We start from the raw sequence: 18,924 nt of genomic DNA, 5'->3' as shown, positions 1-18,924 counted from the left end.
GGTCGTCAACGCCACATTCCCCTTGTTCGGACCTTGCCGCCCCCTTACGTTCAGCACATGACCTTGAAACTCGTCGATCCCTTCCTGCGCCCGATCTCCTACCTTCGGGTCTCGGTCACCGACCGCTGCGATTTCCGCTGTGTCTACTGCATGGCCGAGAACATGACCTTCCTGCCGAAGAAGGAACTGCTGACGCTGGAAGAGCTCGACCGGATGTGTTCGACCTTTGTCGGCCTGGGTGTGGAAAAGCTGCGCATCACCGGCGGAGAACCGCTGGTGCGCCGCGATATCATGACCTTCTTCCAGTCGATGACCCGCCATCTCGACAGCGGTGCGCTCAAGGAGCTGACGCTGACCACCAACGGCAGCCAGCTGGAGCGTTTCGCCGATCAGCTCTTTGCCGCCGGGGTGCGCCGGGTCAACGTCTCGCTCGACACGCTGGATGAAGAGAAATTCGCCCGCGTCACCCGCTGGGGCCGCCTGCCCCAGGTGCTGCGCGGCATCGACGCGGCGCAGAACGCCGGTCTCAGGGTCAAGATCAATACCGTGGCGCTGAAGGGCTTCAACGAGGACGAGCTTTTCACCCTCACCGAATGGTGCGCCAGCCGCGATATCGACCTCACCTTCATCGAGGTCATGCCGATGGGCGATCTTGGCAACGAGGACCGGGTCGGCCAGTACTGGTCGCTCGACGACCTGCGCGGCCAGCTGGGTCAGACCTACACGCTCACCGATCTGCCGGAACGCACCGGTGGCCCGGCCCGCTACGTGCGGCTCGAGGAGACCGGCCAGAAGATCGGCTTCATCACCCCGCTGACGCATAATTTCTGCGAAAGCTGCAACCGCGTGCGCCTGACCTGCACCGGCGAGCTCTTCATGTGCCTGGGCCAGGAAGACAACGCCGACCTGCGCGCCGCCCTGCGCAATCACCCCGGCGACAATGCCCCCCTCGAGGCCGCAATCCGCGCCGCCATCGCGCTGAAGCCCAAGGGCCACGACTTCGACTACTCGCGCCAGCGCGCCGATGGCCAGGTCTCGCGCCACATGAGCCATACCGGCGGCTGACATCACAAACGACGCGCCCGGTGGCTGCCGTCACGCAGCGTATTTGCCAAAGAGAAGAAGCAGCAGGTGTTTCTTCTCTTTCCTAAATACGCCTGCGACTCCCGTTGCACTTTGTCCGACGCCGGGTTGGCGCGCTGCCCTCGGCAAAAAGTGGCCGCGAGCTCAGGCCCAGTCAGGCCCGAGATCGTCGCGGGCGCGGTCGATCCAGTGATCTTGCAGCCAGTCGCAGGGCTTGGAATAGCGGATGAAGGACCCGGTGTAACCCTCGACGGCGTCAGGCATTTTCGGCCTTCCGTGGAAGCAGACGACGCGCGCCTCCTCCGGCAGACGCGGGGCGGCGACATAGTTGCGCGGGAACGGGTTGCAGTCGTATTTGTAGCTCACCACCCAGTCGCCGGGGATGTAGTCGAAGACGCCATTGTCCATCGCCTTGTGCGAGGTGTAGCGCTGCTCGGAGCCGCGGGCCTTTTCGACCTCTTCATAGGGATTGGCGGCGAGGTCCTCGTAGAGGAAGCCATGCTGCGCCGGGTCGAAGCGGAAGACCGAGCCGTGGCCGGTGGGCCGGCCCTTACGCGCTTCTGTCCAGTCATGGCGCATGGCGATGCGGCCCGGGGACATCTCCCAGATCGGGGTGAGATCGCCGGTGATCACCACGTCGAGGTCGAAGCCCAGCACCGGGCCGTCGAGGTCGGGCACCAGACCGGGGCGGAACAGCGAGACCTTGCGCATGGCGCCCTGTCGGTTGGCCACCGCAAGGGCGGCTGCCATCGGTTCGGCGAAGGGTTCGACCGGCAGGTCGAGCAATTCGATGTCGGGGTGCAGCCCGGCGCGTTCCTCGGTCATGCAGAAGAAGCGCACCGGCCGGTCGATGTTGCGCCGCACGCCGGAATAGAGCCGGTTGACGTATTCCGGGCCGAAGAGCGTGCCCCACTTGATGCACATGATGTTGGCGGTCTGCGCTTGCGTCACCCTTCGGCTCCTTCTTGCTGCCCTCCCCGGCTTATCGCGGATAGTTTTGCCACGCCAGACGGGGCGTGACATTTCTGCACAGGGGCGGGGAATTGTGCAGATGCAGAAAATTTGCTATCCATGTTAGCGCTAAACACATCCTACGAGCGAGGGGGAAACCATGTCCGAGGGTCATGCCACCGACACCACTGCAATTGCCGAAGCCGCATTCTACCTGTGGCTTGAAGAGGGCCAGCCGCATGGCCGGGACCAGGAATTCTGGCTGCGCGCCGAGAAATCGCTGACCGCGGCGATTGCCAAGCCCAAGGCGCGCCGCGCTGTCACCAAGAAGGCCGCTGCGCCGAAGAAGGCGGCTGCGAAACCGGCGGAGAAAGCTGCGCCCAAGGCCGCGAGCAAGGCGGCTGCAAAGCCGGCAGCGGCGAAAGCGGCGGCCAAGCCTGCTGCGGCGAAAGCGGCGGCCAAACCTGCCGCGGCCAAGGCTGCCACCAAGACGGCCTCGAAGCCGGCTGCGGCCAGGAAGACGGCCACCAAGACCGCTGCGAAAGCCGCGGCCAAGTCCAAGGCCTGAGCCTTGCACCGGCGGGGCGCGCGCTGCAGCCGCCCGCCAAATCCCTTGATCCGCCGCATCCGGCGGATTAAGGTCACCGCAGCCAATGTTTCAGCGCAGGAGGGCTTCATGGAAAATGTCGGCACCCTGCGGGCCTCCGTCTGACGGCGCCCGGTTCGGACTAATGCTTGGACCCCGAGCATGCGATCCTTCTGAAACAGGACAAAACCATTGAATGACAAAACCTTGTCTGACCTCGGATGGTCAGAAGACTTCGCGCGTCAGCTGACCGACAGCGACGCGGACCTCACCCCTGCCCGCATTGCGGAAATCCACCGCGACCGGCTGGTGGCGATCACGCCCGAGGGCTCCTTCAACCTGCACCCGCGAGAGGCCAGCGGCGCCTATGCCGTGGGCGACTGGGTGCTGACCGATGGCACCTCGGCGGTGCGCCGGCTGGAGCCGCGCAGCGATCTCAGCCGCCGCGCTGCCGGGCCCGGCGTGGCCGCGCAGCGCATCGCCGCCAATATCGACACCATCGGCATCGTCACCAGCTGCAACGAGGATTTCTCGGTGCCGCGGCTGGAGCGTTACCTGGCGCTGGTGTCGTCTGCCGGCTGCCTGCCGCTGGTGATCCTGACCAAGGCCGACAAGGTCGACAACCCGCGCGACTACCTGCGCCGGGCCGAGCAGCTCTCGCCTCTGGTGACCGCGCTGGCGCTCAATGCCAAGGACACCGAGGATGCCGGGCGGCTGACGCCCTGGTGTTCGGGGGCGCAGACCCTGGCGCTGATCGGCTCGTCCGGGGTGGGCAAGACCACCCTGCGCAATGCGCTGACCGGCGAGGCCGCCGAGACCCGGGAGATTCGCGAAGACGATGCGCGCGGCCGGCACACCACCACGTTTCGCGCTTTGCGGCCCACACTGGCGGGGGGCTGGCTGATCGACACGCCGGGGATGCGCGAACTTCAGCTCACCGATGCGGCCGAGGGGATCGGCGCAGTGTTCGACGATCTCGAGGAGCTGGCGACCAACTGCCGCTTCAGCAACTGCGGCCATGCCAGCGAGCCGGGCTGCGCGATCAAGGCGGCGGTGGACAGTGGCGCGATCGAGCCGGAACGGGTGGCACGCTGGCAGAAGCTGTTGCGCGAGGACCAGCACAACTCCGAGACCCTGGCGCAGTCGCGCGACCGGCAGAAGCGGTTCACCAAGCGGGTGAAGGGCGCGATGCAGAAGGCGCAGATCAAGCGGGACGTGGAGCGGTGAGCGGGCGCTCGTTGGCGTGAGGCGAGGCCCCGGATCAGGTCCGGGGCGGTGGTCGCGTGGGTGGTGAAGGTTGTCCCCTGGCGACCTGCCGGGCTTGACCCGGGACCTCATTGTTGACGTTTGAGCGGCGTTTGAGGGGAGGCCCCGGATCAAGTCCGGGGCGGCGGTCGCGGGTGGCTACGGTTGTCCCCTGGTGCCGTCCCGGGCTTGACCCGGGACCTCATGGTTGACGTTGAGGGCGGGGCCCCGGATCAGGTCCGGGGCGCGGCACCCTCGGCGTCACTCGGAGCCCCTGCCAAACCTCACGCCGCCGGCATGCGGCTCTCGACGATCTCCGCCCACCAGGAACAGCCGGCGGGAATGGCCTCGTCGTTGAAGTTGTACTTCGGGTGGTGCACCGAGGCGGTGTCGCCGTTGCCGACCAGGATGTAGGCCCCCGGACGTTCCTCGAGCATGTAGGCGAAATCCTCGCCGCCCATCACGAGCGGGGCGGTGTCGCAGTTGCCGGAGACCTTGCGCGCGACATCGGCGGCAAAGGCGGTCTGTTCCTCGTGGTTGACCATGCAGGGGTAGCCGCGGTGATAGGTCACCTCCGCCGTCCCGCCGAAGGTCGCCGCGATCCCGTGGCAGATCGCCTTGACCCGGGTCTCGGCCATGTCGCGCATCCCGGGCGACATGGTGCGAACGGTGCCGCGCAGGTCGACGCGCTGCGGGATCACGTTGAAGGCGTTCGACGAGGTCTGGAACGAGGTGATCGACACCACGATCTGATCGACCGGATCGGCATTGCGCGAGGCGATGGTCTGCAGCGCCAGCACCGCCTGCGCCGCCATCACCGTGCTGTCGACGGTCTCTTGCGGTTTGGCGGCATGGCCGCCCTTCCCTTCGAAAGTCACCTGAAGCTCGTCGGTGGCGGCAAAGAAGGCGCCGGGGCGGATGGCAAAGGCCCCCACCGGCTGGCCCGGCCAATTGTGCATGCCATAGACCTCCTGGATGCCCCAGCGCTCCATCAGGCCCTCGTCGCACATCACCTTGCCGCCGCCGCCGCCCTCTTCGGCGGGCTGGAAGATCACCACCACGGTGCCGTCGAAATTGCGCGTCTCGCTCAGGTACTTGGCAGCGCCCAGCAGCATGGCGGTATGGCCGTCGTGGCCGCAGGCATGCATGGCGCCGGGGGTCTTGGAGGCATAGTCGAGCCCGGTCTGTTCGTGGATCGGCAGCGCGTCCATGTCGGCGCGCAGCCCGATCACCTTGCCAGAGCCGGTGGCCTTGCCGCGGATCACGCCGACCACGCCGGTGCGGCCGATGCCGGTCACCACCTCGTCACAGCCGAAGGCGCGCAGCTTGTCGGCGACGGTGGCGGCGGTGCGATGGGTGTCGAACAGCAGTTCGGGGTTCTCGTGCAGGTCGCGGCGCCAGGCGGTGATCTCGTCCTGAAGCTCGGCAAAACGGTTCTTCACGGGCATGATCGGTCTCCTTGAATGCAGCGTTGAACGTGAGGTGCGCCTTTCCGCGCCGGTCGTCAATATCCGCTATCGGTCGTCAGGACAAAGTGATCGGGGCCGGCGGTGCGATAGGCCGAGGGCGGCCGCACATAGCCCTGCGGGTGGATCGGCGAAGGGATCGGCTTGAAATTCAGGTCGGCCTCGGTCTTGCGCCGGGCCGGATCGGCCACGGGCACCGCCTTGATCAGCGCCTGCGTATAAGGGTGTTGCGGGTTGTCGAAGACCGCGGCCCGCGGCCCGATCTCGACAATCCGGCCAAGGTACATGACGGCGACGTCATGGCTCACCCGCTCGACCACCGCCATGTCATGGCTGATGAAGAGATAGGAGAGGCCCAGTTCGGCCTGCAGCTCCATCATCAGGTTGAGCACCTGCGCCTGCACCGAGACATCGAGCGCCGAGACCGCCTCGTCGGCGATGATCAGCTTGGGGTTCAGCGCCAGCGCCCTGGCGATGGCGATGCGCTGGCGCTGGCCGCCCGACATCTCGTGCGGGTAGCGCCGCATGAAACTGCGCGGCAGATGCACCCGGTCGAAGAGCGACGCAACCCGGTCGGCAAGCTCCGCGCCGGATGCGATGCCGAAGTTGCGCAGCGGTTCACTGACCTGGTCGAACAGCCGCATCTGCGGATTGAGCGAGGCAAAGGGGTCCTGAAAGATCATCTGCATGTCGCGCCGCGCGCGGCGCAGGGCATTCGGGTCCAGCGCCATGATGTCGGTCTCGCCCAGCCGCACCTGCCCCGAGAGCGGCTCGACCAGCCGCAGGATCGAGCGGCCGGCGGTGGATTTGCCGCAGCCCGATTCGCCGACAAGGCTGAGCGTGCGGCCGCGGTTGAGGCTGAAGGAGACGTCCTCGACCGCATGCACCTGCGCCATCGTCCGGCGAAAGAGCCCGCCCTTGACCGCAAAGCGCGTGGTCAGGTTGCGCACCTCGAGCAGCGGCTCGGCGCTGCCGGGGATCGGCGCGGCGGCGCGCGGGCTGTCGCCCAGCAGGCGCATCGGCTCCGGCGCCGGCTTGCCACGCATCTCGCCCAGCCGTGGCACAGCGGCCAGCAGTGCTTTGGTGTAGTCGTGTTGCGGCGCGGCAAAAATGCGCTCTACCGGCCCTTCCTCGACCTTGCGGCCCCGGTGCATGACAACCACCCGGTCGGCCATCTGCGCCACCACCGCCATGTCATGGGTGATGAAGAGCACCGCAGTGCCGGTCTCGCGCTTCAGACGGTCCATCAGCGCCAGGATCTCGGCCTGGATGGTGACGTCGAGCGCGGTGGTCGGCTCGTCGGCGATCAGCAGACGCGGCTTGCAGGCCAGCGCCATGGCGATCACCACCCGCTGCCGCATTCCGCCGGAAAGCTCGTGCGGATATTGCCGCAGCCGCCGCTCGGGTTCCGGCATCCGCACCTGCTGCAGAAGCTCCAGCGCGCGGGCCTGCGCCTGCCCCCGGCTCATGCCGCGATGCAGGCGCAGCCCTTCGGTGAGCTGCCGGCCGATGGTGAACACCGGGTTGAGCGCGGTCATCGGCTCCTGAAAGATCATGCCGATCTCGTTGCCGCGAATCGCGCGCATGGCGTCCTGTCCGCTCTGCGCCAGGTCGATCTCGCCGCCCTGCCGCCGGTCGAACAGCAGCCGCCCGCCGGCAATCTCGCCGCCGCCGAATTCGACCAGCCGCATCAGCGCCAGAGAGGAGACCGACTTGCCGGAGCCGGATTCGCCCACCACGCAGACCGTCTCGCCGGGATGAATGTCGAATGTCAGGTCCTCGACACCGATCACCGGCCCCTGGCCGGTCTGGAAAGAGACCCGCAGGCCTTCGATCCTGGCGATCGGCTGATCGAGCATCTGGCGAAACTCCGGTTGTGGGAAAATGATGCCCCGCACGCTAGGCGGGGCCCGGCACGGTGTCAAATCGCTGTGACAGCACGTGCACGACAACTCTTGCATTTTCGTCAGCATCTGTTTCGATGCCGACATGTGCGAGAGTGGCAAAATACCGCTCATACGGGTAATTCCGGTCGCAACACTCAAAACAAGACCCTGCGCCGCGGCCCTGCGACACCCCGTGCCGCGCAGAACCAGCAAGGAGATCGACATGGATGCAAGACCCCTTCTGCTCGGGGCGACTGCGAGCCTCGCCATCGCTGCAAGCGCCCAGGCCGAACGCGGCAGCGACGGCGAGGTGCGGGTGCTCTACTGGCAGGCGCCGTCGACGCTGAACCCCTTCCTGTCGGGCGGGCGCAAGGATACCGAGGCCGCCGGCCTGATCCTCGAGCCGCTGGCGCGGTTTGACGAACGTGGCGAGCTGACGCCCTGGCTGGTGGACGAAATTCCCACGGTCGACAACGGCGGCGTGTCAGAGGACCTGACGCAGATCACCTGGAAGCTGACAGAGGGCATCACCTGGTCGGACGGCACGCCGCTGACCTCGGCCGACGTCAAGTTCACCTATGACTATTGCACCCACCCCGAAGGCGGCTGTGCCCAGCAGACCAAGTTCGGCGGCATCACCTCGGTCGAGACGCCGGACGACCTGACCGTCGTGGTCACCTTCGACGCGCCGACCCCCAATCCGCATGTGGCCTTTGTCGGTCTCGAAAGCCCGATCCTGCAGGCGGCGCAATTTGCCGAGTGCCTGGGCGCCGCGGCTTCGAGCTGCACCGAGGCCAACTTCGGCCCCATCGGCACCGGCCCCTTCGTCGTCGAGGAGTTCAAGCCGAACGACGTCATCGTCTATGCCGCCAACGACAGGTTCCGCATGGAGGACAAGCCGCATTTCGCCAAGGTCACGCTCAAGGGCGGCGGCGACGCGGCAGCGGCGGCACGCGCGGTGATGGAGACCGGCGAATTCGACTACGCCTGGAACCTGCAGCTCGCGCCCGACATCATCGCCAGCATGGAAGAGGCCGGCAAAGGCAGCATCCTGTCGGAATTCGGCCCGACGGTCGAACGGCTGATGCTCAACCACACCAACCCCGACCCGGCGCTCGGCCCCGACGAGCGTGCCATCGTGCGGCCGCATCCCTTCCTGCAGGAGCCCGCGGTCTTCAAGGCGATGTCGATGGCGATCGACCGGCAGCTTCTGGTCGAAGTGGGCTATGGTCCGGCCGGCAAGATCACCTGCAACTGGGTGCCGGCGCCGGAATGGCACAACTCCGACACCTTCGACTGTGACGAACAGGACGTTGAGGGCGCCAACAAGCTGCTCGACGAGGCCGGCATCGTCGACACCGACGGCGACGGCATCCGCGAAAAGGACGGCGTGCCGCTGAAGCTCTTGTTCCAGACCTCGACCAACGCCGTGCGCCAGGACACCCAGGAACTGGTCAAGCAGATGTGGTCGGACATCGGCATCGAGACCGAACTGCGCAACATCAACGCCAGCGTCTTCTTCGGCGGCGATGCCGGCAGCCCGGACACCTTCCAGAAGTTCTATGCCGACATCCAGATGTATTCCAACACCTTCGGCGGCACCGATCCGCAGGGCTATTTCGGCAATGGTCTCTGCGACAAGGCACCGACCCCTGAAAAGCAATGGCAGGGCGAGAACATCTCGCGCTACTGCAACCCGGAGTTCGATGCACTCTACGAAGAGCTCAAGAGCACCGTCGGCAACGAGGCGCGCGGCGCCATCGGTCGGCGGCTCAACGACATGGCAATCGAGGGTGGCATGATGATCCCGCTGGTCCACCGTGGCCGGATCGCGGCCAAATCCAACACGCTCGAGGGCGTGGTGATGAACGCCTGGGACAGCGAGCTCTGGAACATCCACGACTGGCGCCGCGCCCAGTAACCGTGGCCAAGTGCGTCAGGCGGGCCCCCCTCGCCTGACGCCCGCTGCGAAAGACAGGTGCCGCGGCACCCCGACAGGCCCTTCCCGACATGCTGACCTTTGCCATCAGACGGCTGGTTCTCTCCGTGCCGACGCTGCTCTTCATTGCGCTGGTGATCTTCCTGCTGCTCAACCTCGCGCCGAATGATCCGATGGCGCAGGTGCCGCTGACCATCCCGCCGGAGGTCAAGCAGAAGATGCGCGAGGCGCTGGGGGTGGGCGAGGCGCTGCACCTGCAGTTCTGGAAATGGCTGGTGCAGATGTTCTGGACCGAGCCCAAGGTGCTGATCGACTGGCTGACGCGCGACAGCCTGCTGCTTGGCTGGTTGCCCGACACCGCGCTCTATCAGGGCGAGCTGCGGGTGATCTCTTGGCAGACCCGCTCGCCGGTGATGGACATCGTGGTGCAACGCCTGCCGCAGACGCTTTGGGTGGTGGGCACCGCCTATCTGCTGGCCATCATCATCGCTGTGCCGATCGGAATCTATTCGGCCTACCGCCAGTATTCCTGGTTCGATCAGGCCGGCACCTTCGTGTCGATGATCGGCTTCTCGATCCCGCCGTTCTTTTCCGGCGTTCTGGTGATCGTGATCTTCTCGGTCCAGCTCGGCTGGTTCCCCTCGATCTACGACACCACCCATCAGGTGACCGATTGGCAGTCCTTTGTGGTGCAGCTCAACCAGATGATCCTGCCGGTGATGGTACTGACGCTGCAGATCACCGCGCAGCTCAGCCGTTTCATGCGCGCGTCGATGCTCGACAACCTGGGCCAGGATTACGTGCGCACCGCCCGCGCCAAGGGGCTGGGCGAGCCCAACGTGGTGCTGGTGCATGTGCTTCGCAATTCGATGATCCCGGTGGTCACGGTGATCGCCCTTGGCGTGCCCAACATCTTTGGCGGCGCGATCATCACCGAGCAGGTGTTCAAGGTGAACGGCATCGGCCAGCTGCTGATCACCGCGATCGAGGCCAACGACCTGCCGATGGTGCAGACGCTGACCTTTGTCTTTGCGGTGCTGATCGTGCTCTTCAACCTGCTGGCCGACCTGCTCTACGGCATGCTCGACCCGAGGATCCGCTATGACTGACCTCGTCAACACCCCGCCGCGCAGCCAATGGGCCGAGGTCTGGCACCAGTTCAAGCATCATCGGGGCGCGATGTTCGGTGCCTTTGTCTTTCTCTTTCTGGTCGCCGCGGTCTATCTCGGGCCACTGATCTGGAACGTCGATCCGCAGTTCCTGCCGCGCGGCCGCGACTTCCTCGACCTGCGCGACACGCGGCCGATCTACGTGGCGCTCTGGGACAGCGGCGCCAAGGTGAACTGGGCGCATCCGCTGGGCACCGACAACCTTGGCCGCGACACCCTTGCGCGGCTGCTGTTCGGCGGGCGGGTGTCGATTGCCGTGGGGCTGACCGCCATGGTGCTCTCGGTCGTGCTGGGGGCGCTAGTGGGCATTCTCGCGGGGTTCTTCCGCAGGCTCGACGGGCCGTTGATGCGGTTGACCGACCTGTTCCTCGCCCTGCCCCTGCTGCCGCTGATCCTCGTCGCCTCGCTGCTGTTCCGCGAGGCACTGGCGGCGCGCTTCGGCCCCGAGGGCGGGGTCTTCGTGCTGATCGTGGTGCTGATCGGGCTGACCTCGTGGATGCAGACCGCGCGGATCGTGCGCGGCGACGTGCTGGCACTGAAGGAACGCGAGTTCGTCCTTGCCGCCCGCTCGATCGGCACCACCGACACAAGGCTGATCACCCGCCACATGCTGCCCAACATCCTGTCGCCGATCCTCGTCTCGGCGACGCTGGGCATCGCCACGGCGATCATTACCGAGAGCGCGCTGTCCTTCCTGGGCTTCGGCTTCCCGCCGGATTTCCCGACCTGGGGGCGGCTGTTGAACGACGGTGTGACGCGGCTGTCGAGCTATCCCGAGCGCTCGATCCTGCCGGGCCTCCTGATCTCCCTCACGGTGCTCTCGGTCAACTATCTGGGCGACGGGCTGCGCGATGCGCTGGATCCCCGGGTGCGCGGGCGCTGAGGCGGAAATAAGATCATCCGTTCGGCCCTGCGCGCCTGCACCTGCACGGATTTCTGCGCCCTGCTGCTGGGTGGAATATCGTTCTGCCCAAGAAACAAGCAGCCCTGTGAGCGTTCCGCTATTCCAGCGCCCCGGCACGCCCCTTCCCCTTGATTGCTCGGCGGTTTACCCGCATGTCCACCCGGATCCGCCGCCCCCAAGCTGCCAAAGGGAGTCTGCCCCATGTTCGAACAATTCGGCTTCGAGGAAACCACCGTCAAACAGGCCAGCCTCGTGCTGGCGCTGGTCCTTGGCGCGCTCTTCGGCCTGCTGGCCGAGCGCACCAAGTTCTGTTTCCGCCGGGCGCTGGTGGGCGAAGACCGCAAGCAGGCCGCTGGTGTCTGGCTGATGGCGCTGGCCACCGCCGTGATCGGCACCCAGGCCGCCGTGGCCGCCGGCCTTGTCAGCTTTGACGATCACCGATTCATGACCCCCGACCTCGCCTGGCTGGCGATTGCCTTGGGCGGCGCGCTGTTCGGCGCCGGCATGGTGCTGACCCGCGGCTGCATCTCGCGGCTGACGGTGCTGGGCGCCGGCGGCAACCTGCGGGCGCTGACCGTGATCGTGGTCTTTGCTGTGGTGGCCCATGCCACGCTCAAGGGCGTGTTGGCACCGCTGCGCACCACCCTGGCCAGCGTCACCGTGCCCCTGGGCGAGAGCATCTCGCTGGCCGCCCTGCCCGGCGGTCCGCTGGTCTGGGCCGGTGTGATCGCCGCGCTGGCGCTGGGCTTTGCCCTGCGCTCCGGCAGCCGCGCTTCGCATCTGGTCATGGCGGCGCTCTTGGGCCTGCTGGTGCCTGCCGCCTGGGTCGGCACCGGCTTCGTGCTTTACGACGATTTCGACCCGATCGCGATGGAAAGCCTGTCCTTCACCGCCCCCGCCACCGAGAGCCTGTTCTGGGTGGTCGCCGGTACTGCGATCGAGCCGGGCTTTGGCGTCGGCTTCTTCGGCGGCGTGCTGGGCGGTGCCCTGCTGGCCTCCCTCGCCTTCCGCTCGTTTCGCTGGCAGAGCTTTGTCTCGCCGCGCGAGACCGGCCGTTACCTGTCGGGCGCGGCGCTGATGGGCGTTGGCGGCGTGCTGGCCGGCGGTTGCACCGTGGGCGCGGGCCTCGCTGGCGTGCCGACCCTGTCGCTGGCGGCTCTTCTGGCGCTGGTCTCGATTGCCGGCGGCGCGCTGGCCACGAACGCCGCCCTCAATGCGGGGCGCCGAGGCGCTTCTTCATCCGATGCAGCGCCCAGGCCACAAGCAGCACAACCGGCAGAGTAAGCCCGGCCAGCACCCATTCCTTGCTTATCCCGAGGCTCTTGCCGAAGGGATAGGCAAGGTAGCCGGCCAGCGACACCGCGTAATAGCTGATTGCCACCACAGACAGCCCCTCGACCGTCTCCTGCAGCCTGAGCTGCAATTCCGCGCGCTTGTTCATCGCCTCGAGCTGTGACTGGCTCTGCGCCGAGCGCTGCACCTCGATCCGGGTGCGCAACAGCTCGCTGGCGCGCATCGCCCGTTCCGCCATCGTCGCCAGCCGCCGCTCGGTGGATTTCACCGTGCGCATCGCCGGGTCGTAGCGGCGGACCATGAATTCATGCCAGCTCTGACGGCCGTTGTAATGGCTCTCGCGCAGCATCTCGATGCGTTGCAGCACTATGGCCTCATAGGCGCCTGTGGCCCCGAAGCGGAAGGACGAGGTCGCCGATTGCGCCTCGAGCTCGGCCGAGATCGACAAGAGCGCCTGCAGCGTCTCCTCGGCCGGCGCGGCCTCGTCCGTCATCCGGCTCATCAGGTCCGACAGCTTGTCATCCAGTCCGCCCAGCACCGGGCCCAGCTCACGTGAACGGGCAAAACCCAGCATCGACAGCGACTTGTAAAGCTCGATCTCGCAGACCCGCTGCAGGATGCGCCCCACCCGGCTGGCACCGGTGCCCTCGACCGGAAAGACCGCAAACCGCACGTGGCCGGCCGGATCGATGCGGAAGTCGCCGGCGACAATCGCCGCGCCTTCCAGCACGTGGCTGACCGCGAGGCTCTCCGGCACGAACCATTCCTGCAAAGCGGCATCAAGCAGCGTGTGTTCCGGCGGCGTCTCGACCCGGATCATCGCCGAGGTCACCCGCTGGCCCGGCGCATGCGCCAGCCAGTCGCGGGGGAAGACGTCGAAATCCGCCGGATCGAAGGGCCGCTCGCCGAGACCGTCCATGAAGACCGAATAGGTCACCACCTCGGTGTGGCTCTCCCACTTGAGATTGTGCTTGCCGATCTGCGCCGAATGGTGAGTCGCCCCGGGCTGCGGATGCGGCGCGCCATAGCGGTCGAGCAGGTCGATCAGATGCGCCAGATCCTCGCTCTTGTCGCGAGAGGCGGGCTGATTTTCTTTCCTGACAACAAGATAGACCGCCCGCCCCGGCGCATGGGCCGTGGGAAACGGCCGGGCATGCAGCTCGTTCGAGAGCTGGTAGCGCAGGGGATGGTCGGCGAACTCGGGCATGGGCTTGGGCCTTGATGTTTCGTGCAACTTAGCCGCTCCTCCCCCAAGGTAAAGGAGATTATTGTCGCAGTTTCAGAGAGTTACGTGAATACAACGGCATACCGCGCGGCGCCTGCCCCGGCCTCGGAACCCCCCGGATGCAAAAAGACCTCCCCGGATCACTCCGGGAAGGCCCTTGGTTTTTGCCGTAGGGTGGGTTTTCAACCCACCGCCCCGCCGCCCGATCAGTCGATCAGCGGCAGCAGCTTGTTCAGGCTCTCTTTCGCATCGCCATAGAACATCCGGGTGTTCTCCTTGAAGAACAGCGGGTTCTCGATGCCCGAGTAGCCGGTGCCTTGGCCGCGCTTGGACACGAAGACCTGCTTGGCCTTCCAGCACTCCAGAACCGGCATGCCGGCGATCGGCGAGTTCGGGTCGTCCTGGGCGGCCGGGTTGACGATGTCGTTCGAGCCGATGACGATGGCAACGTCGGTCTCCGGGAAGTCCTCGTTGATCTCGTCCATCTCCATCACGATGTCATAGGGCACCTTGGCCTCGGCCAGCAGCACGTTCATGTGCCCGGGCAGACGGCCTGCCACCGGGTGGATGGCGAAGCGGACGTTCTTGCCCTTGGCACGCAGCTTGGTGACCAGTTCGGACACCGCGTTCTGCGCCTGGGCCACCGCCATGCCGTAGCCGGGGATGATGATGACGCTGTCGGCGTCGTTCAGCGCCGCGGCCACGCCGTCGGCATCGATCGCCACCTGCTCGCCTTCGACCGCCATCTGCTCACCCTGCGGGCCGCCAAAGCCGCCGAGGATGACCGAGACAAAGTGACGGTTCATCGCCTTGCACATGATGTAGGACAGGATCGCACCCGACGAGCCGACCAGCGCGCCGACCACGATCAGCAGATCGTTGCCCAGCGAGAAGCCGATCGCCGCTGCGGCCCAGCCCGAGTAGGAGTTCAGCATCGAGACCACGACAGGCATGTCGGCGCCGCCGATGCCCATGATCAGGTGGTAGCCGATGAAAAGCGCCGCCAGCGTCATCAGGAACAGCGGCAGGAAGCCACCGGTGTTGAAGTACCAGATCAGGCAGAGCACCGAGAGGATCGCCGCGCCGAGGTTGAGCATGTGCCCGCCCGGCAGCTTGGTGGCGGCCGAGGTGACCTTGCCGGCCAGCTTGCCGAAGGCCACGACCGAGCCGGTAAAGGTGATCGCCCCGATGAAGATGCCGAGGAAGAGCTCGACCTTCAGGATCGCCAGTTCGGCGCTGCTTTTCTTGGCCAGAACAGCGGCAAACCCTTCCAGCGCCTTGCGCGCCTCGGGGTCCATCGCCAGCACGCGGCCCATCTCGAAGTGAGCGTTGAAGCCGACAAAAACCGCCGCGAGACCGACCAGCGAGTGCATCGCCGCGACCAGCTGCGGCATCTCGGTCATCTGCACCTTCTTGGCGACATAGACGCCGATCACGCCGCCACCGGCGATCAGGATCAGCGACAGCAGCCAGAGGCCAGAGCCGGGGCCGACAAGCGTGGCAAAGACCGCGAGGCCCATGCCCACGATGCCGTACCAGACCGCGCGCTTGGCGCTTTCCTGGTTCGACAGCCCGCCGAGCGAAAGAATGAAGAGAACAGCCGCAACGACATAGGCGGCAGTGGTGAATCCGAATTCCATCTGCACGGACTCCTTAGGATTTCTGGAACATGGCGAGCATGCGCCGCGTGACGAGGAAGCCGCCGAAGATGTTGATTCCGGCCATGAAGATCGACAGTGCCGCCAGCAGGATCACCAGCCACGAGCCCGATCCGATCTGCATCAGCGCGCCCAGGATGATGATCGAGGAGATCGCGTTGGTGATCGCCATCAGCGGCGTGTGCAGGCTGTGCGCCACGCCCCAGATCACCTGGAAGCCCACGAAGACGGCCAGCACGAAGACGATGAAGTGCTGCATGAAGCTTGCCGGGGCAACAAGGCCCACCAGCAGCATCAGCACGCCGCCGACCCCCAGCAGGGTGAACTGCTGCTTGGTCTGCGCCTTGAAGGCCGCGGCCTCCTGCGCCTTCTTCTCTTCGGCGGTCAGCTCTTTCGGCTTCTCGCGCTTCTGCGCCGCGATGGCCTGGATTTTCGGCGGCGGCGGCGGGAAGGTGATCTCGCCCTTGTGGGTCACGGTCGCGCCGCGGATCACGTCGTCGTCCATGTTGTGATTGACCGTGCCGTCCTTTTCGGGCGTCAGGTCGGTCAGCATGTGACGGATGTTGGTGGCGTAAAGCGTCGAGGCCTGGGCCGCCATCCGGCTGGGGAAGTCGGTGTAGCCCACGATGGTCACGCCATTGTCGGTCACGATCTTCTGGTCCGGCACGGTCAGCTTGCAGTTGCCGCCCTTCTCTGCCGCGAGGTCGACGATCACGCTGCCCGGCTTCATGGCTTTCACCATGTCCTCGGTCCAGAGTTCGGGGGCTTCGCGGTTGGGGATCAGCGCCGTGGTGATGACGATGTCCATCTCGGGCGCCAGCTCGCGGAACTTGGCCAGCTGCGCTTCGCGGAATTCAGGGCTGGAAACAGAGGCATAGCCGCCGGTGGCGGCGCCGTCCTGCTGCTCTTCCTCGAAGTCGAGGTAGACGAACTCGGCGCCCATCGACTCGACCTGCTCGGCCACTTCCGGCCGCACGTCGAAGGCATAGGTGATCGCGCCCAGCGAGGTCGAGGTGCCGATCGCGGCAAGACCCGCGACGCCCGCACCGACCACTAGAACCTTGGCGGGGGGCACTTTGCCGGCCGCGGTCACCTGACCGGTGAAGAAGCGGCCGAAGTTGTTGCCGGCCTCGATCACGGCGCGGTAGCCCGCGATATTGGCCATCGACGACAGCGCGTCCATCTTCTGGGCACGGGAAATCCGCGGCACCATTTCCATCGCGATGACAGAGGCGCCCTTGGCCTTGGCGGCCTCCATCCCGGTCTCGTTGCCGGCGGGATTGAAGAAGGAAATCAGCGTCTTGTCGGCGGAAAGATAGTCGAGCTCGGCCTCGGACGGCTGGCGCACCTTGGCGATGATGTCCGCCTGCGACCACAGCGCCTCGGCGCCGTCGACGACGGTGACCCCGGCCTCGCGGTAGAGATCATCCGAGAACCCGGCTTTCGCCCCGGCCCCGGCCTCGATCAGGCAGTCATAGCCCAGCTTCTGCAATTGCCGCGCAGAGTCCGGCGTCATGGCGACCCGCGCTTCGCCCTCGAAAATTTCCTTTGGCGTCCCGATTTTCACGTGTGCGTTTCCTTCGTCGGTTACGTCGTTCCACTGCGCCTTAAACGTTGCGCAATAATATTTCAACGCGACTTCTGTCGCGAGGAAACAACACAGGTCGATTCCCTGCCGTGACTTATTATTTGTTGCGCTGCGGCATGTCCATGCCGCCACGTAAATCACGAAAAGTGACGAATTCCGGACATTTTTGCCAAACCCATGGCGGCGCGCCCACCTGCCCCGGCGTCCAGAGTGAGCCCGCTTGCCAAGCCCCCGCCCGGCGGCGCAGGCTGCCGCAAAACGGGAAGGAGAGCATATGCTGGACGGAAGACACGCGTTGATCACCGGCGGCGGCACCGGCATCGGGCTTGCCATTGCCAGGGCGCTGGCCGAGGCCGGAGCGCAGGTGACGATCACCGGCCGCCGGGCCGAGGTGCTGGAGGCCGTGGCCGGCCCCGGGCTGCACCCGCTGGTGATGGATGTGACCGAGGAGAGCTCGGTCGTCGATGGGGTGGCGCAGGCGGTCGCGGCGCGCGGGCCGGTGCAGATCTGCGTACCCAATGCCGGGATTGCCGAGGGCCAGTCGATCCGCAAGGCCGACCTCGCCTCGTGGCGGCAGACCATGAGCACCAACCTCGACGGCGCCTTCCTGACGATTCGCGAATGCCTGCCCTCGATGACCGGCACCGATTGGGGCCGGGTCATTGCCGTGTCGTCCATCGCCGGCATTCGGGGGCTGCGCGGCGCGCCGGCTTACACTGCCTCGAAACACGGGCTGGTCGGGCTGATCCGGGGGCTAAGCGAGGATTTCCTCGGCACGCCCTACACCTTCAACGCGCTTTGCCCCGGCTATGTCGACACCGAAATTGTCAGCCGCAATCAATCCAGTATCGCCGAGCGCACCGGCATGAGCGCCGAGGATGCGCTGCAAGTGATGGTCAAGGCCAACCGGCATCGCAAGCTGCTGGGGGCCGACGAGGTGGCGGCGGCGGCGCTCTGGCTCTGCGGTCCGGGCTCGCAGAGCGTCAACGGTCAGACCATCCAGATCGCCGGCGGGCAGATGTAGGTTCAGGCCAGCTCTGGCGCATGCACCAACGGCAGCGCGCGTTCGTAATCCGAACGCCCGCCGCCCAGCGACAGGCAGGCCTCGCGCAGCAGGGCGATGCCCTCTTCCGGCTTGGCCGGGATGTCGGCGGCGGCAATTGGCGCGCCGACCTGAATGCGAAAGCGCTGCTGGTGCTTGTTCAGGGTCTCGTGGAACAGGGTGATGTCGCGCAGGCTAGGGTGGATCGCGTCGAAGAGGTAAAAGAGCGCCGAGTTGCGGGCCTCCATCCGCAGCGGAATGACTGGCAGGTCGAACTTGCGCGCCAAGGTCACCGGTGACGACATCCAAGGCCGCTCGTAAAGCCGCAGACCGCGACGTTTGGCCAGCCGCCCCGAGGGGAAGATCACCCCCAGACGCCCCTCCTTCACCGCCTTGCAGGTATAGGCCATGGTCTGGCGCGTCTTGGCATGGCTGCGCTTTTCCTTGCGCCATTCGACCGGGGCGATCATCCCCTCCATCTGCGGCAGCACGCGCAGGATGTCGTGATTGGCGAAGAAGTAGCAATCGGGCCGCCGCCGCGCCAAGAGCCGGTGCAACACGATGCCGTCGGCGATGCCGGTCGGATGGTTGGCGACGATCAGGGCGGGCCCGCTGGCGGGGATGTTCTCGAGCCCCGTGGCCTCGACCTTTCGGGCCAGAAGCCGGCCCATGCGGTCCATGATCTCGGGGTATGGGCTGTCACGCAGCTCGGTTGCCAACGCCACGGTGTCTTCGTAGCTGAGCACCCGGTCGAGCACACGACGGGCCAGACGCGCCGGAAACCGGTCGGCAAAGAGCCAGTTGGCACGCTCTTGAATCAGTGGGTCTATGCGATCTCTCATTCGCCCAAATCGTCATGGCTTGGCAACACCTTCATGACATATGGCGC

Annotated in this window: 15 protein-coding genes; 8 read left to right on the top strand and 7 right to left on the bottom strand. The window is 66.0% G+C overall.

Annotation, left to right across the window (positions count from 1 at the left end; translation table 11 throughout):
• Positions 1 to 57: 57 nt before the first annotated feature.
• Positions 58 to 1,065, top strand: coding sequence for a GTP 3',8-cyclase MoaA (moaA, locus tag ACN0SE_RS07030; RefSeq protein WP_417523794.1), 1,008 nt, complete (start codon positions 58 to 60; stop codon positions 1,063 to 1,065).
• Positions 1,066 to 1,227: 162 nt separating this feature from the next.
• Here the strand turns inward: moaA and ACN0SE_RS07025 are convergent, their stop codons facing one another.
• Positions 1,228 to 2,007 (bottom strand): glycosyl transferase, encoded by a 780-nt coding sequence (locus ACN0SE_RS07025; protein ID WP_417523899.1) that lies wholly within the window; start codon positions 2,005 to 2,007, stop codon positions 1,228 to 1,230.
• A 187-nt stretch (positions 2,008 to 2,194) separates the two neighbouring features.
• Here ACN0SE_RS07025 and ACN0SE_RS07020 point away from each other — a divergent pair, with 187 nt between their 5' ends.
• Both ACN0SE_RS07020 and rsgA read left to right on the top strand, forming a co-directional pair.
• A complete protein-coding gene (locus tag ACN0SE_RS07020) occupies positions 2,195 to 2,602 on the top strand; it encodes a DUF2934 domain-containing protein (RefSeq protein ID WP_417523793.1) in 408 nt (135 codons plus the stop codon).
• Between the two features lie 225 nt (positions 2,603 to 2,827).
• Complete coding sequence (gene rsgA / locus ACN0SE_RS07015; protein ID WP_417523792.1) at positions 2,828 to 3,847, top strand: ribosome small subunit-dependent GTPase A; 1,020 nt, start codon at positions 2,828 to 2,830, stop codon at positions 3,845 to 3,847.
• Positions 3,848 to 4,149: 302 nt separating this feature from the next.
• On the opposite strand, the gene ACN0SE_RS07010 is transcribed toward rsgA, so the two are convergent.
• Together ACN0SE_RS07010 and ACN0SE_RS07005 are read right to left on the bottom strand one after the other, a co-directional pair.
• Entirely contained in the window at positions 4,150 to 5,313 is a 1,164-nt protein-coding gene (locus ACN0SE_RS07010; RefSeq protein WP_417523791.1) for a M20 aminoacylase family protein, read from the bottom strand.
• Between the two features lie 56 nt (positions 5,314 to 5,369).
• Complete coding sequence (locus tag ACN0SE_RS07005; RefSeq protein ID WP_417523790.1) at positions 5,370 to 7,190, bottom strand: dipeptide ABC transporter ATP-binding protein; 1,821 nt, start codon at positions 7,188 to 7,190, stop codon at positions 5,370 to 5,372.
• A gap of 250 nt (positions 7,191 to 7,440) precedes the next feature.
• Here ACN0SE_RS07005 and ACN0SE_RS07000 point away from each other — a divergent pair, with 250 nt between their 5' ends.
• The 4 genes from ACN0SE_RS07000 to ACN0SE_RS06985 all read left to right on the top strand — a co-directional run bounded on the left by ACN0SE_RS07000 (position 7,441) and on the right by ACN0SE_RS06985 (position 12,513).
• Positions 7,441 to 9,138, top strand: coding sequence for a peptide ABC transporter substrate-binding protein (locus ACN0SE_RS07000; RefSeq protein WP_417523789.1), 1,698 nt, complete (start codon positions 7,441 to 7,443; stop codon positions 9,136 to 9,138).
• An 89-nt stretch (positions 9,139 to 9,227) separates the two neighbouring features.
• Entirely contained in the window at positions 9,228 to 10,265 is a 1,038-nt protein-coding gene (locus ACN0SE_RS06995; RefSeq protein ID WP_417523788.1) for an ABC transporter permease, read from the top strand.
• Entirely contained in the window at positions 10,258 to 11,208 is a 951-nt protein-coding gene (locus tag ACN0SE_RS06990) for an ABC transporter permease (RefSeq protein ID WP_417523787.1), read from the top strand. The genes ACN0SE_RS06995 and ACN0SE_RS06990 overlap by 8 nt, the downstream gene beginning before the upstream one ends.
• Before the next feature lie 222 nt (positions 11,209 to 11,430).
• Positions 11,431 to 12,513 (top strand): YeeE/YedE family protein, encoded by a 1,083-nt coding sequence (locus tag ACN0SE_RS06985; RefSeq protein WP_417523786.1) that lies wholly within the window; start codon positions 11,431 to 11,433, stop codon positions 12,511 to 12,513.
• Here ACN0SE_RS06985 and ACN0SE_RS06980 read toward each other — a convergent pair.
• The 3 genes from ACN0SE_RS06980 to ACN0SE_RS06970 all read right to left on the bottom strand — a co-directional run bounded on the left by ACN0SE_RS06980 (position 12,440) and on the right by ACN0SE_RS06970 (position 16,972).
• Positions 12,440 to 13,729: a DUF3422 family protein gene (locus ACN0SE_RS06980; protein WP_417523785.1), complete on the bottom strand. Its 1,290-nt coding sequence runs from the start codon at positions 13,727 to 13,729 to the stop codon at positions 12,440 to 12,442. The two genes, ACN0SE_RS06985 and ACN0SE_RS06980, sit on opposite strands and share 74 nt — an antisense overlap.
• A gap of 224 nt (positions 13,730 to 13,953) precedes the next feature.
• Positions 13,954 to 15,387, bottom strand: coding sequence for an NAD(P)(+) transhydrogenase (Re/Si-specific) subunit beta (locus ACN0SE_RS06975; protein WP_417523784.1), 1,434 nt, complete (start codon positions 15,385 to 15,387; stop codon positions 13,954 to 13,956).
• A 13-nt stretch (positions 15,388 to 15,400) separates the two neighbouring features.
• Positions 15,401 to 16,972 (bottom strand): Re/Si-specific NAD(P)(+) transhydrogenase subunit alpha, encoded by a 1,572-nt coding sequence (locus ACN0SE_RS06970; RefSeq protein WP_417523783.1) that lies wholly within the window; start codon positions 16,970 to 16,972, stop codon positions 15,401 to 15,403.
• Positions 16,973 to 17,267: 295 nt separating this feature from the next.
• Between ACN0SE_RS06970 and ACN0SE_RS06965 the strand changes: the two genes are divergently transcribed.
• Positions 17,268 to 18,017 carry an SDR family NAD(P)-dependent oxidoreductase gene (locus ACN0SE_RS06965; protein WP_417523782.1) on the top strand — a complete coding sequence of 250 codons (750 nt, stop codon included), beginning with the start codon at positions 17,268 to 17,270 and terminating at the stop codon, positions 18,015 to 18,017.
• A 2-nt stretch (positions 18,018 to 18,019) separates the two neighbouring features.
• Here ACN0SE_RS06965 and ACN0SE_RS06960 read toward each other — a convergent pair whose 3' ends face one another.
• Positions 18,020 to 18,877 carry a 1-acyl-sn-glycerol-3-phosphate acyltransferase gene (locus ACN0SE_RS06960; protein WP_417523781.1) on the bottom strand — a complete coding sequence of 286 codons (858 nt, stop codon included), beginning with the start codon at positions 18,875 to 18,877 and terminating at the stop codon, positions 18,020 to 18,022.
• Between the last annotated feature and the right edge of the window lie 47 nt (positions 18,878 to 18,924).

Source organism: Marinovum sp. (assembly GCF_048263515.1).
Classification (GTDB): Bacteria; Pseudomonadota; Alphaproteobacteria; order Rhodobacterales; family Rhodobacteraceae; genus Marinovum.
The sequence above is the reverse complement of the archived record's forward strand: the minus strand, read 5'-3'. Positions and strand labels throughout refer to the sequence as shown.

Coding starts and splice junctions, on each gene's coding strand:
- ACN0SE_RS06995 (WP_417523788.1), top strand. CDS start 9,228: ATGCTGACCTTTGCCATCAGACGGCTGGTTCTCTCCGTGCCGACGCTG.
- ACN0SE_RS06980 (WP_417523785.1), bottom strand. CDS start 13,729: ATGCCCGAGTTCGCCGACCATCCCCTGCGCTACCAGCTCTCGAACGAG.
- ACN0SE_RS07010 (WP_417523791.1), bottom strand. CDS start 5,313: ATGCCCGTGAAGAACCGTTTTGCCGAGCTTCAGGACGAGATCACCGCC.
- ACN0SE_RS06975 (WP_417523784.1), bottom strand. CDS start 15,387: ATGGAATTCGGATTCACCACTGCCGCCTATGTCGTTGCGGCTGTTCTC.
- ACN0SE_RS06990 (WP_417523787.1), top strand. CDS start 10,258: ATGACTGACCTCGTCAACACCCCGCCGCGCAGCCAATGGGCCGAGGTC.
- ACN0SE_RS06985 (WP_417523786.1), top strand. CDS start 11,431: ATGTTCGAACAATTCGGCTTCGAGGAAACCACCGTCAAACAGGCCAGC.
- ACN0SE_RS07020 (WP_417523793.1), top strand. CDS start 2,195: ATGTCCGAGGGTCATGCCACCGACACCACTGCAATTGCCGAAGCCGCA.
- ACN0SE_RS06960 (WP_417523781.1), bottom strand. CDS start 18,877: ATGAGAGATCGCATAGACCCACTGATTCAAGAGCGTGCCAACTGGCTC.
- moaA (WP_417523794.1), top strand. CDS start 58: ATGACCTTGAAACTCGTCGATCCCTTCCTGCGCCCGATCTCCTACCTT.
- ACN0SE_RS07005 (WP_417523790.1), bottom strand. CDS start 7,190: ATGCTCGATCAGCCGATCGCCAGGATCGAAGGCCTGCGGGTCTCTTTC.
- ACN0SE_RS07025 (WP_417523899.1), bottom strand. CDS start 2,007: ATGTGCATCAAGTGGGGCACGCTCTTCGGCCCGGAATACGTCAACCGG.
- ACN0SE_RS06965 (WP_417523782.1), top strand. CDS start 17,268: ATGCTGGACGGAAGACACGCGTTGATCACCGGCGGCGGCACCGGCATC.
- ACN0SE_RS07000 (WP_417523789.1), top strand. CDS start 7,441: ATGGATGCAAGACCCCTTCTGCTCGGGGCGACTGCGAGCCTCGCCATC.